General features: G+C 72.1%; 8 protein-coding genes. 2 read left to right on the top strand and 6 right to left on the bottom strand.

The genetic code is table 11. The features are described from left to right. Positions 1 to 579 precede the first annotated feature (579 nt). Entirely contained in the window at positions 580 to 1,587 is a 1,008-nt protein-coding gene (locus CP981_RS15335; RefSeq protein WP_085927921.1) for a stage II sporulation protein M, read from the bottom strand. A 113-nt stretch (positions 1,588 to 1,700) separates the two neighbouring features. Here CP981_RS15335 and CP981_RS15340 point away from each other — a divergent pair, with 113 nt between their 5' ends. After that, positions 1,701 to 2,825, top strand: coding sequence for an RDD family protein (locus CP981_RS15340; protein ID WP_085927922.1), 1,125 nt, complete (start codon positions 1,701 to 1,703; stop codon positions 2,823 to 2,825). 589 nt (positions 2,826 to 3,414) lie between these two features. On the opposite strand, the gene CP981_RS15345 is transcribed toward CP981_RS15340, so the two are convergent. Continuing rightward, complete coding sequence (locus CP981_RS15345) at positions 3,415 to 4,029, bottom strand: hypothetical protein (protein ID WP_042156566.1); 615 nt, start codon at positions 4,027 to 4,029, stop codon at positions 3,415 to 3,417. Positions 4,030 to 4,200: 171 nt separating this feature from the next. Continuing rightward, on the bottom strand, positions 4,201 to 5,658 hold the full coding sequence (ahcY, locus tag CP981_RS15350; RefSeq protein ID WP_085927923.1) for an adenosylhomocysteinase: 1,458 nt from the start codon (positions 5,656 to 5,658) through the stop codon (positions 4,201 to 4,203). Positions 5,659 to 6,181: 523 nt separating this feature from the next. Between ahcY and CP981_RS15355 the strand changes: the two genes are divergently transcribed. Further along, positions 6,182 to 8,356 (top strand): fructose-specific PTS transporter subunit EIIC, encoded by a 2,175-nt coding sequence (locus CP981_RS15355; protein ID WP_425282212.1) that lies wholly within the window; start codon positions 6,182 to 6,184, stop codon positions 8,354 to 8,356. A gap of 710 nt (positions 8,357 to 9,066) precedes the next feature. Here CP981_RS15355 and CP981_RS15360 read toward each other — a convergent pair. From CP981_RS15360 to CP981_RS15370, 3 genes are all read right to left on the bottom strand, one after another. Further along, positions 9,067 to 10,026, bottom strand: coding sequence for a cation diffusion facilitator family transporter (locus CP981_RS15360; RefSeq protein ID WP_085927925.1), 960 nt, complete (start codon positions 10,024 to 10,026; stop codon positions 9,067 to 9,069). 225 nt (positions 10,027 to 10,251) lie between these two features. After that, complete coding sequence (gene manA / locus CP981_RS15365; protein WP_085927926.1) at positions 10,252 to 11,475, bottom strand: mannose-6-phosphate isomerase, class I; 1,224 nt, start codon at positions 11,473 to 11,475, stop codon at positions 10,252 to 10,254. Positions 11,476 to 11,593: 118 nt separating this feature from the next. After that, the gene (locus tag CP981_RS15370) at positions 11,594 to 12,730 is read right to left on the bottom strand and encodes an SIS domain-containing protein (protein WP_085927927.1); all 1,137 of its coding nucleotides are present in this window, start codon (positions 12,728 to 12,730) and stop codon (positions 11,594 to 11,596) included. Positions 12,731 to 12,739 lie beyond the last annotated feature (9 nt).

A 12,739-nucleotide genomic window follows, 5' to 3' on the forward strand; every position in this document is an offset into this window, starting at 1 on the left:
CAACATATCTGGCGTTGACTTTTGGCACGCTGTTGAGTTCTCAAGGAACGGACGCTTCCTTTGTGCCTGTCTCACCAGGCTCTCCGGGCGCTTCCCTTCGGTCTTGCGTTTCCGACTCTATCAGATCCTTGCGGGCCCGATTTTCGCCGGTGCGTTTCCACCTTTCGGCTTCTTCGCGTTTCCAACCTTACCAGATCCGTTTCCGTCTCCGGCGCCCTGTTGGAGCGGGCCCGGCCGTTTGGCTTTCGCTTTCCGGCCTTTCCGACTCTAGCAGATCCGATTCTCGGTCCGTTGCCGGTCCGAATTCGTTTCCGAATCCCGTCGGAGGGGGTTCGCCTTTTGGCTTTTCCGACTTTATCAGAAAGGCATTCGGTCGAATTGATCGACCGGGGCTTCCGGTAAGTGGTCGGTTGCGCTTCGCCGAATTGAAATTCCGGCCGAAGCGGAGAAGAGACTAACCGTCGCGGATGAACTTGTCCAGTTCGTTGCAACCGTTCGAATCTACCTCCCCCTGCTGCCCGTGTCAACGGGGTTTGGGGGCGAAGAGGAGATTAGCAGGTCAGCGGGGCTCGATGCACATCACGCGGCGGTCGGCAGGGCGGCTTCGCGGTCGGCGAGGTCGACGTCGCCGGTTGCTCCAGCGCGGACGGCGCGGCCGCCCAGGACATAGACGTACAGGAGGAAGGCCAGTTCGACGGCGAGTCCGATGCCGATGCGGGCCCAGGTGGGGAGGCCGGAAGGGGTGACGAAGCCTTCGAGGGCGCCGGAGATGAAGAGGACGGCGGCGAGTCCGATGGCGACGCCGAGGGCGGAGCGGCCTTCCTCGGCGAGGGCTGTACGGCGGGTGCGCGGCCCGGGGTCGATGAGGGTCCAGCCCAGGCGGAGACCGATGCCGGCGGCGACAAAGACGGCGGTCAGTTCTAGGAGGCCGTGCGGGAGGATCAAGCCGAGGAAGGTGTCGAGGCGGCCCGCGGAGGACATGAGGCCGATGCCGACCCCGAGGTTGAGCATGTTCTGGAAGAGGACCCACAGGACGGGAAGGCCGGCGAAGGCGCCGAGGACGAGGCACAGGGCGACGGCCTGGGCGTTGTTCGTCCATACCTGGGCGGCGAAGGACGCGGCGGGGTGGCTGGAGTAGTAGGTCTCGTACTGGCCGCCGGGACGGGTCATGTCGCGGAGGTCCTCCGGGGCGCCGATGGCTGCCTGGACCTCGGGGTGTGCGGCTATCCACCAGCCCAGGAGGGCGGCCACCGCGGTGGAGAGGATCGCGGTGGGGATCCACCAGTGGCGGAGGCGGTAGACGGCTGCCGGGAAGGCCGTGGTGAAGAAGCGGGCGGTGTCGCGCCAGGACGCCTTGCGGGCGCCGGTGACCGTACTGCGGGCGCGGGCCACGAGGGACGTGAGGCGGCTGGTCAGCGCAGGGTCGGGGGCGCTGGAGAGGAGCAGGGAGAGGTGCGTGGTGGTGCGCTGGTAGAGGGCGACCAGTTCGTCGGCCTCGGCTCCTGTGAGGCGGCGTTTGCGGCCCAGCAGTGTTTCGAGACGATCCCATTCGGCGCTGTGGGCCGTGATGAAGACATCGAGGTCCATAGGGTGTCGCTCCTCGCAGCGCCGTGGGTGAGTGCCGGGTCAGCTTGGCAGACTGGCCGTGTCCGGCGCGGGGTGGGCGGGATTTCGGGGATCGAGAGGGAGTGGGGCGCGGCGTGAGTGAACTCGTCACGGGTGAAGCGGTGGTGCTCGGGCTGCGGCCGGCCAGGCTGCCGAGCCGGGGGCTGGCGGTGGCGGTCGATGTGGCCGTGGCCTGGGTGACCTACATCGGCATCTCGCTGATCCTGGTGAGCGCGACCTCGTCCATGGACAGTGCGGCGGTGGCGGCCGCGTCGGTGGCGGCGTTCGTGCTGGTGCAGGTCGGGATCCCGATCGTCATCGAGACGCTGAGTCAGGGCCGGTCGCTGGGAAAGCTGGTCTGTGGACTGCGGGTCATACGGGAGGACGGCGGGCCGATCCGGTTCCGGCACGCACTGGTGCGCGGGGCGATGGGGGCCATCGAGATCGTGATGACGATGGGGGTGGTGGCGGCCATCGCGTCGTTGGTGTCGGCGCGGGGGCGTCGGCTGGGTGATGTGTTCGCCGGGACGCTGGTCATACGGGAGCGGATGCCCGTGGCGGAGGCCGGGGCGGCGCTGCCGCCACCGCCTCCGTGGCTGGTGGCGGAGCTCGGGGCGCTGGACCTTTCGCGCGTGCCCGATGGGTGGTGGCTGACGGTGCGGCAGTACCTGGCGCGGATGGGGCAGCTGGATCCGCAGGTCGGCGGGGCAATGGCGGGGCGGCTGGCGGAGGACCTGCGTGGGTTCACCGGGGTGCCGGCGCCTGCCGGGGTACATCCGGCGGCGTATCTGGCGGCGGTGGCCCGGGAGCGGCAGGCGCGGGAGTCGCAGCGGGCGTTCGGGACGTCGGCGTCGTCGGCGGTGGCCGGGCCGACGGGTGCTGCCGGGGCGGCACCTGTGGGGTGGGGAGAGGGTTCTCCCGGTGGGCAACCTGGCGGTGGCGGGATCGGGGCTGGTGGGCCGTGGACGCCGGGCGGGCCTGTGGAGACAGCGGAGGGTGTCGTGACCTCCGGGGGCGGGCATCAGGGCGCGCCGTCGGCGGACGGGGCTTGGGCTTCGCCCGGGGGTGGGGCCTGGGCTCCTGAGACAGGGGCCGGTGCCGGGAGGACGCGTGGTGACGGCGCCGGGGCAGTAGGGGCGCCGGTGCAGGGGCGTGCAGGTGAGGTGGGGGACGGTGGCGGAGGGCGGGCGCCGCGTACGGGGTTTGCGCCGCCGGTGTGAGGTGGCCGGGGGCGGGGGCGTGGCGGGGGGGTGCTGGGCTCGGCTTGCGGTGGGGGGCCGGTCCGCTTCCGTGCCGTGCCGTGCCGTGCCGTGCCGTCAGTGAGCGTGCGCGGCGCTGTGTCGTGGCCGTCCGTTGCGGTGGAGCCACGAGGTGTGGGTGCAGCGGATGTGTGAACCAGGGCGGCGCCGGTGCCATGGCAGTCGTGGGCATGCACGTAGGCCCGTGGCAGTGAGGCGCCGAGTGCCGGCCTCCGCCGCGCTGACCGTCACACCCGGCGTGCGGTAGCGGGCGGCGGCGCGGGACCGAGCAGCGGGCGATGCGTCGGGGTCAGGCGGCGTGACACGTCGGGGATCAGAGGTGGCGCGTCCCGTGCGGGGGCGGGAGCCGATCCGTACGGGCGCCGGGCGGCCATGACGTACAGGCTCGGTGTGGCCGGAGTGTGCCCGCAGCCGGTGCCGGACGTCTTGCCCGCGCCGCTGGGGGCGCGGCCCCGGCACCAAGGCCCTACGCGTCCTGAGGCGGGGGCGTTGGCCCCAGGTGCGTGACGCCGCGCGCGGGAAGGTGCGACCGGCGGAACGAGCAGGTGGGTCAGGAGAAGGTCGACGGTGGGGACTCGAGGGATTCGAGTTCGATGCCGGGGGCGGACAGGACCACGTCGCCGGCGATGTGGACGGTGTGCTGTTCGCCGGTTTCCAGGTCGTTGACCTGGTATTCGTCGGCGATGAGCGGGGCGTTGTCAGTGGCGTGTGGTGTGCTTTTCAGCAGGGCCCAGGACTGGTCGAGCGTGCGGGGGGCGAGGACGGGGGGTGTGAAGGCGACGAGGCGGGTGCGGACGGCGCCGGCGCCGAGGGCGGGGCGCAGCAGGCGGGCGGTGGCGATGAGGAACGCGGGGGACGCGCCGGTGAAGGCGTGGGCGGGGACGTTGCCTTCGGTGGCGTGTTCACCGGTCGGGTCGGTGCGTACCCAGGTGACGCCGTCCAGGGCGGCGCCGCGGACCTGCCAGGCGGAGGCGTGCAGTTCGAGGCGGATGGGGCGGCCGAGTTCGTCGAGGGTGAGGTCGACGGAGCCGGTGTGGTCGCCGGAGGGGTTGACGATCTGGGAGACATAGCGCCAGCCGGAGGGGCCGGTGGCGCAGTGGAAGTGCTCTTCACCCAGGGGGGTGTGATCGTGCGGATCGTGGAGGGAGTAGTGGCCGCGGGGCATCGGGGGCAGTCCTTCGGCCGGCGACGGGCCGGTGCGTTGGGGATGGCGGGTCTGTATGGAGACCCTATGGGCCAGGCCCCCGCCGTGGAGGGCGAGGGCCTGGTGTCACCGGCTACTGTGGGTGAGCACCAGCTGGTCAGGGGAGCTGACCGGCCGGTGTTCGCCGCTGGATCAGTAGCGGTAGTGGTCGGGCTTGTACGGGCCCTCGACCTCGACGCCGATGTAGGCGGCCTGCTCGGGGCGCAGCTCGGTGAGCTTGACGCCGAGCGCGTCGAGGTGGAGCCGGGCGACCTTCTCGTCGAGGTGCTTGGGGAGCACGTAGACGTCGGTCGGGTACTCCGCGGGCTTGGTGAACAGCTCGATCTGGGCCAGCGTCTGGTCCGCGAACGAGTTGGACATCACGAAGGAGGGGTGACCGGTGGCGTTGCCCAGGTTGAGCAGACGGCCCTCGGACAGCACGATCAGGACCTTGCCGTCCGGGTGGGTCCAGGTGTGCACCTGCGGCTTGACCTCGTCCTTGACGATGCCGTCGAGCTGGGCCAGGCCGGCCATGTCGATCTCGTTGTCGAAGTGACCGATGTTGCCGACGATCGCCTGGTGCTTCATCCGGGCCATGTCGGACGCCATGATGATGTCCTTGTTGCCCGTGGTGGTGATGAAGATGTCGGCGGTCTCGACGACGTCCTCCAGGGTGGTGACCTGGTAGCCGTCCATCGCCGCCTGGAGGGCGCAGATCGGGTCGATCTCGGTGACGATGACGCGGGCGCCCTGGCCGCGCAGCGACTCCGCGCAGCCCTTGCCGACGTCGCCGTAGCCGCAGACCACAGCGGTCTTGCCGCCGATGAGGACGTCGGTGGCGCGGTTGATGCCGTCGATCAGGGAGTGGCGGCAGCCGTACTTGTTGTCGAACTTCGACTTCGTCACGGCGTCGTTCACGTTGATCGCCGGGAAGAGCAGGTCGCCGTCGCGGTGCATCTCGTAGAGACGGTGCACGCCGGTGGTGGTCTCCTCGGTGACACCGCGGATCTCGGAGGCCAGGTTGGTCCACTTCTGGGGGGACTCCGCCAGCGTGCGGGTCAGCAGCTCCAGGATGGCGCGGTGCTCGTCGCTCTCCGCGGTCTCGATCGCGGGGACCTTGCCGGCCTTCTCGTACTCAACGCCCTTGTGGACCAGGAGCGTGGCGTCGCCACCGTCGTCGAGGATCATGTTCGGGCCGCCGGTGGGCGAGTTGGGCCAGGTCAGCGCCTGCTCCGTGCACCACCAGTACTCCTCCAGGGACTCGCCCTTCCAGGCGAAGACCGGGATGCCCTGAGGCGCGTCGGGCGTGCCGTTCGGGCCCACCGCGATGGCCGCGGCGGCGTGGTCCTGGGTGGAGAAGATGTTGCAGGAGGCCCAGCGGACCTCGGCGCCCAGCGCGGCGAGGGTCTCGATCAGGACCGCGGTCTGCACGGTCATGTGCAGGGAACCGGTGATGCGGGCGCCGGCCAGCGGCTGGGCGGCGGCGTACTCCTTGCGGATCGCCATCAGACCGGGCATCTCGTGCTCGGCGAGGGTGATCTCCTTGCGGCCGAAAGCGGCGAGGGACAGGTCGGCGACCTTGAAGTCCTGGCCGGTGGCTGCTGTCGTCATGCGGGCTGCTCCTCGAGCGTCGAGGTGGATGGGCGGGCAGTCTGCGGCGCGGGCTGGGGACTCCCAGCTACCACTGGACGAGATCGAGCGTACGCGGAAGCGGACGCACCTCTCCCCCTGGCCGCAGCGCAGTCCGTCGGAGGCCCTCTCTCCCTCGGCCGGTCCGCGGTGCGGGCCGCCCGACCGCCATCAGCAGCGACGTCTGGCACTGGTCACGAATCTACACCGATCGGCCCCGTGCACCACAGCCCGGAGGGGCCGGTCCAGTGCGGTCCCGGCCACGGAGGGGCGCGGGGACGGCCCGTGATTCCTGGGGTCCGGTGGGCCCGCGACCGGCGTTCCGAGGGCCGCGGAGGGCGGCGTCGGAGGGGTGTGCGGGCGCCGTGCCGTCATGCAGGATGCCGGGAGCGCGGACCACCGGCACCACCGCGCACACGTTCGTAAGGAGAGCCACGTGACCACCAGTCCAGCTGAGCCCCTCAAGGGCGCGGGGACGAGCGGGCAGGGGCTGAAGTTGCTCGCAGTGACCGCCTGCCCGACCGGTATCGCCCACACGTACATGGCCGCGGAGAAGCTGACCGAGGCGGCCCGGTCCCTCGGGCACGAGATCAAGGTGGAGACGCAGGGCTCCATCGGGGCTGAGAATCTCCTCTCTGACAACGATGTCAGAGACGCGGACGCCATCATCATCGCCGCGGACAAGGACGTCGACCGCAGCCGTTTCGTCGGCAAGCGGGTCCTGGCGGTCGGGGTCGCCGAGGGCATTCGCCACCCCGAGCAGCTGATGGAGCGGGTGCGGAGCGCGCCGGTGTACGGGCGCGCGGAGGGCGACGGGGCCGGTACGGGACCCGAGACCAGGTCGGCTCCCCGGGGCCATGGTGGTGGCGGCAAAGAACGCAGCGTCGCGTACAAGGCGCTGATGAACGGCGTCAGTTACATGATCCCGTTCGTGGTGGTCGGCGGTCTGCTGATCGCGATCTCGCTGGCGCTGGGCGGGAATCCGCAGGCCGACGGCGGTCTGGTCATCCCCGACGGCTCGTTCTGGAAGCACGTCAACGACATCGGCGTCATCGGCTTCACGCTGATGGTGCCGATCCTGTCCGGCTATATCGCCTACGCGATCGGCGACCGCCCCGCGCTGGTGCCGGGCATGATCGGCGGCTGGATCGCCAACACCGGCTCGCTGTACGACTCCAAGGCGGGCGCGGGCTTCATCGGCGCGATCGTCACCGGATTCCTGGCCGGCTATCTGGTGCTGTGGATCAAGAAGGTGGAGGTCCCCAAGTTCGCCCGGCCGATCATGCCGATCATCGTGATCCCGATCGTGGCGACGACGGTGCTCGGGCTGTTCTTCATCTACGTGATCGGTAAGCCCATCTCCTGGGTGTTCACGCATCTCACCGACTGGCTCGGCGGGATGACCGGGTCCAGCGCGATTCTGCTCGGCGCGCTCCTCGGCCTCATGATCGCGTTCGATATGGGCGGTCCGGTCAACAAGACCGCGTTCCTGTTCGGTGCGGGGCTCATCGCGTCCGGCAACCAGACGGTGATGGGCATGTGCGCCGCGGCGATCCCGGTGATGCCGCTCGGCCAGGGGCTGGCCACGCTGGTCCGCCGCCGCCTGTACTCCGAGCAGGAGCGGGAGACGGGCATGGCGGCGCTGTTCATGGGGCTCTTCGGGATCTCGGAGGGCGCGATTCCGTTCGCCGCGGCGCGGCCGGCGCAGGTCATACCGGCGAACATGCTCGGCGGTGCGGTGGCCGGTGCCCTCGCGGGGACGATCGGGGTCACGGACGCGGTGCCGCACGGCGGACCGATCGTGGCGGTGCTGGGCGCGGTCGGCGGGGTGCCGGCCTTCTTCCTCGCCGTAGTGGCGGGCTCGGTGGTCACGGCGCTGATGACGGTGATGCTGGTGGATGTCGCGGAGCGGCGGAAGGGCGGTGAGCGGCCGGGTGCCGGTGGGGGTGCGGTTGCTGCCGCCGCTGGGGGCTCGGTGGTGGGCGCCGGTGCGGAGGCGGTCGTGGCTGGGGTCGGCGTGGGTGGCGGCGCCGATGGTGGTGGCGGAGCCGGGGTGGTGGCGCGTACGGCTGCGGCGTCGGGTTCCGTTCCTGCGGCCGCTGGTGGGCCGGGGCCGGACGCGGGCGACGCGGACGGGGACGGCGCCGACGCCGAGGGCAACGCCGAGGGCAACGTCGGCGCCGTTGCCAACGATGGCGGCGGTCTCGGCGAGGCCCCCGCCTCCGAGGTGCTCTCCGGCTACCTCACCGGGCAGACCGTCAAGACCGAGCTCGTCGCCGAGGAGAAGGAGGCGGCCATCCGCGAGATGGCCGAATTGGTGGCCGCTACCGGCAAGGTGGCGGATGCCGACGAGCTGGTCCGGGTGGCACTGGCCCGTGAGGCGCAGGGCACGACCGGGCTCGGTGAGGAGATCGCCATCCCGCACGCCAAGACGGACGCGGTGACCGCTCCGGTGGTCGGCTTCGCACGGTCGGCGGACGGCATCGACTGGGGTTCGCTCGACGGCACACGCGCCCGGCTGGTCTTCCTGATCGCGGTGCCGGAGGCTGCGGCCGGGGACGAGCATCTGCGCATCCTGGCACTGCTGTCGCGGAAGCTGATGGACGCGGACTTCCGGGCCCGGCTTCAGGGGGCGGCGGGCGAGTCGGGGATTCTGCGGGTTCTCGGGGAGATCCGGTAGTTGCCGTGAATCCGGTAGTTGCCGTGAACTCGGTAGTTGGCGTGAACTCGGTAGTCGCGGGGGGATCCAGTAGGGCGGGGGCGAACGCATCCCCTAGGGGTGGCGCGGGCCCCCTCGGGGCCCACAACGTGGTGGGCCGGGGGCGGTATTCCCGTGTGGTGGGCCGGCGGGGGTATTCACGTGTGGTTGCCCAGAGGCCCGTGGCACCCGGGGAACCCGTGACGCCCAGATTCCCGGGGACGCCCAGATTCCCGGGGGGCGCCGTGATTCCCAAAGGCTCGCAGCGTGATCGGCGGGACGGGGGGCCGAGCGGCTTGGTGAGGCTCGGCTCGTGCGGCGAGGGCCCTACGTGCCCCATGGGTACGGCGGAGGCCCCATGCCCCCGGAGGGCAGCGTCGGCCTCCGTACTCGTGGGGCGAACAGCGAAGGCCCCCGCGCTCCTGGGGAGTGTGGGGGCCTTGCCGCGTTCTGTGGCGGCGGGGGCGGGTGGGGCTGCGGCGCGTCAGTGGGGGCTGAGCCGTCCCGTGGGCCCGAGGCTCAGCGGCCCCGCCGGCCCGCCGACCCTGTCCCCGATCCTCAGCACCACCCAGCGCCCATCGCTCGGCCGCCCAGCAGTCCACCCGGCCACCGGCCACCGGCCACCGGCCACGGGGCACGGGTCCCGGGCCCCCGGCCCCCGGCCCGCGCCCCCGGCCGGAGGCCGGAACGGCTCACTCCCCGCCCGGTGTCTTCGACGGATCCGTCCCCGCGGCCGCTGTGGCCTCGTTGTAGATGTCCGGTTCGAGGTAGATGACGCGGGCGATCGGGACGGCCTCGCGGATGCGGGCCTCGGCGGCGTTGATGGCGTTGGCGATCTCGGTGGCGGTGTCGTCGTGCTGTACCGCGATCTTGGCGGCGACCAGCAGTTCGTCGGGGCCGAGGTGGAGTGTGCGCATGTGGATGACGCGGGTGACGACCGTGCCGTCGACGACCGCGGCGCGGATCTTGGCGACCTGCTCGGGGCCGGCCGCCTCGCCCAGCAGCAGCGACTTGGTCTCCGCGGCCAGGACCAGGGCGATCAGCACCAGCAGCGCGCCGATGCACATCGTGCCGATGCCGTCCCAGACGCCGTCGCCGGTGGCCATGGTCAGGCCGACACCGCCCAGCGCCAGGACCAGACCGACCAGGGCGCCGAAGTCCTCCAGCAGCACGACCGGCAGCTCGGGGGCCTTGGCGCGGCGGACGAACTGGGCCCAGGTCTGCGTGCCGCGCAGCTCGTTGGACTCCTTGATGGCCGTACGGAAGGAGAAGCCCTCGGCGATGATCGCGAAGACCAGGACGCCGACCGGCCAGTACCAGTTGTCCAGCGCGTGCGGGTCGTGGATCTTCTCGTAGCCCTCGTAGAGCGCGAAGACGCCGCCGATGGTGAACAGGACGATGGAGACCAGGAAGCCGTAGATGTAGCGCTCGCGGCCGTAGCCGAAGGGGTGCTCGGCGGTCGCCGCGCGCTTCGCCTTCTTGCCGCCGAGCAGCAGCAGGCCCTGGTTGCCGGAGTCCGCGATGGAGTGCACGCCTTCCGCCAGCATCGAGGACGAGCCGCTGAAGGCGAAGGCCACGAACTTCGCTGCGGCGATCGCCAGGTTGGCGCCCAGCGCCGCAACGATCGCCTTTGTCCCGCCTGATGCGCTCATAGGTGCCGCATACCCCTTCCGTCGTCCGGGCTTTACCGCCCCTTTAATGCTGTGCGGCGGTCATTGTTGCAGCCCGGCCCGGGACGGCGACCAGGAGGCCACCTGGCGGACGGTTTCCGGCCGCCCGGACGAGCCCGCCGGTGGCGCTGCCCCGGCCCCCGCACCGTGGCCGGCGGGCCAGGGCATGCCGAGCGGCACGAGCCGGACGAGTTCTTGCCGGGACCGCTACGCCACCACCGTCGCGCGGAACAGCGTGCCGTCTCCCGCGAGCGTGATCCGCTCGCCGGCCGGTACGAACACGGACTCGCCGGGCGCGAGGGCCAGGCCGGCACCATCACCGTCACCGGCCTCCGCCTCCCCTTCGGCCTCCCGCAGCCGTACCGTGCCCGCCGTGCACAGCAGGATCTGCGGCGTCCGGGAGGGGAGCGCGTGGGGTGCGGCGCCGGGGGCGGCCACGAAGCGGGAGAGCCGGAACTCGTCGATGGGGGTCTCGTAGACCTCCTCGCCGTTGACGTCCTCGGGGCGCAGCACGCCCGCGTCACCGGCCTCGAAGCGCACCACCCGCAGCAGCTCCGGGACGTCGACGTGCTTGGGGGTCAGTCCGCAGCGCAGCACGTTGTCGGAGTTGGCCATCAGCTCGACCCCGAGCCCGCCGAGGTAGGCGTGCGGGATACCGGCGCCGAGGAACAGTGCCTCGCCGGGCTGGAGTTGGACGTGGTTGAGCAGCATGGCGGCGAGGACGCCGGGGTCGCCCGGGTAGTGGTGGGCGAGGACGGCGTAGGCGGCGTAGGCGTCGGCGTGCGGCCCGCCCTGGGCGGCCAGCTGGTCGGCGGCGACGGCGGCGCGCTCGACGGTGCCGGCGATCGCGTGGTGCTCGGCGCTCAGTACGGCGGTGAGCACCTCGCGCAGGGCGTCCTCTTCGGGGCTGGCGCGCAGGATGTCGACGTACGGCTTGAGGTCGTCGACGCCCAGGCCCTCCAGGAGGTCCGCGGCCTGTGCCGGGTGCCGGAAGCCGCACAGACCGTCGAAGAGGGTGAGCGCGACGATCAGCTCGGGCTTGTGGTTGGCGTCCTTGTAGTTGCGGTGGCCGGCGTCGATGGGGATGCCGCGCCGCTCCTCGTCGGCGAAGCCTTCGGCGGCCTGCGCCCGGTCGGGGTGGACCTGGAGGGAGAGCGGGGAGCCGGCCGCGAGCAGCTTGAGCAGGAAGGGCAGCCGGGGGCCGAAGGCGCGGACGGCGTCGGCGCCCAGTTCGGCCTCGGGGGCGGCGTCGATCACCTCGGCCAGGGAGACGGGGCCGGCGCCGCGGTCGATACGGGAGGGGGCGCCGGGGTGGGCGCCCAGCCACATCTCGGCCTGGGGTTCGCCGGTCGGCGCGGTGCCCAGGAGCTCCGGGAGGGCGGTGGTGGAGCCCCAGGCGTAGGGGCGCACGGTATTGGCGAGGCGGTCCATGGGGCGGCTGCTTCCTGACGGTGGTACGTGCTGCGGGGTGGTGCCGGGGCGTCGCGAGCCGGGCGGGGCTGCGCGCTCGCACCCAAGGGCCCGCGGTGACGGGCCCGACCGTCAAAGATCACTCGGTCCCGGCGAGCGCCAGGTAAACGGCGGCGAAATCCACGATGGCGAGTAGTTCAGCGGCCTTCTCCAGGTCGCTGCCGGTGTCGGCCTCCAGCTCGCTGACGGCGGTGTCGCGCTCCTCGGCGAGCGCCTGGGCGGCGCGGGTGGCGGACAGCGCCCCCGGCTCGCCCTCGCGCAGCAGCACGACCCTGGCGTGCATCGCGGCGGGCTGCTCGACCCGGTCGCGGAAGAAGTCGTCCGGGTCGGCGCCGGCGGCCAGGGCGCCGGCCAGCAGGGTGCGGTGGGTGGCGAGTGCCTCGGGCAGCTCGGCGGCGAGCGCGGGGCGGCCGGCCAGCCCGGCCAGCTCGGTGGCGAAGTGCCGGCCGACGGCGCCGGCGATGGTGCCTTCGGTCCAGATCAGCGGGAGCGCGTCGGCGAGGTCGGCGGCCAGCGTCTTGCCGGGGTTTGTGTACGTGGGGATGGCGGGGCCGCAGCGTTCGGCGAGCTGGTCGAGGCGGTCGGCGAGCTTGCCCAGGGCCTCCGGCGGGGCGCTCAGCAGGCCGATCCGGTCGGCGAGCGAGAGCAGCGGGATGAGCACCGACCAGAGGGTGCCGGGGGCGGCCGGCGGGGCGCCCTCGACGTCGAATTCGGCATCGTAGGGGGTGGTCGCCAGGGGGATGGCGAGGCCGCGGGCCTGGGTGACGGCGTCGGCGAGCGGGCCGCCGGCGGGGGTGACGGCGACGACGGCGCAGCCGCGGCGGGAGGCCTGCTCGACCAGCTCGGCGAGGCCGGGGTCGGCGGCATCGGGGCCGGGGAGCAGCAGCAGGTCCAGGGGTCCGGCCCAGCCGGGCAGCGCCCAGCGCAGCGCACCGGGCAGCGGGGCGACGCCGGTGGGCTGGATGAGGGTGACCGGGCAGTTGCCGCCGCCGAGCGCCCTGAGGAGGTCTGCCACACCGGCCGCGGCGGGGCCGGGGCCGGCGACGAGGACGGCGCGCGGCCGCCCGTCGGGGGTCAGCTCGGGGATGCCGGATTCGGCGGCGCTGCGGGCGGCGGTGCGCACCCGGGCGCCGGATTCGGCGACGCCGCGCAGCAGGCCGAAGCGGTCGGCTCCGGCCAGCGCGTCAGGGGTGTCGAGGAGTGACTCGTCGAGCATGGTGGGCGC

This window comes from Streptomyces platensis (assembly GCF_008704855.1).
GTDB classification, from domain to species: domain Bacteria; phylum Actinomycetota; class Actinomycetes; order Streptomycetales; family Streptomycetaceae; genus Streptomyces; species Streptomyces platensis.

What these genes read in the sequence shown, in the direction of transcription:
- CP981_RS15335 (WP_085927921.1), bottom strand. Translation starts at nt 1,587, where the DNA reads ATGGACCTCGATGTCTTCATCACGGCCCACAGCGCCGAATGGGATCGT.
- CP981_RS15360 (WP_085927925.1), bottom strand. Translation starts at nt 10,026, where the DNA reads ATGAGCGCATCAGGCGGGACAAAGGCGATCGTTGCGGCGCTGGGCGCC.
- CP981_RS15370 (WP_085927927.1), bottom strand. Translation starts at nt 12,730, where the DNA reads ATGCTCGACGAGTCACTCCTCGACACCCCTGACGCGCTGGCCGGAGCC.
- CP981_RS15345 (WP_042156566.1), bottom strand. Translation starts at nt 4,029, where the DNA reads ATGCCCCGCGGCCACTACTCCCTCCACGATCCGCACGATCACACCCCC.
- ahcY (WP_085927923.1), bottom strand. Translation starts at nt 5,658, where the DNA reads ATGACGACAGCAGCCACCGGCCAGGACTTCAAGGTCGCCGACCTGTCC.
- manA (WP_085927926.1), bottom strand. Translation starts at nt 11,475, where the DNA reads ATGGACCGCCTCGCCAATACCGTGCGCCCCTACGCCTGGGGCTCCACC.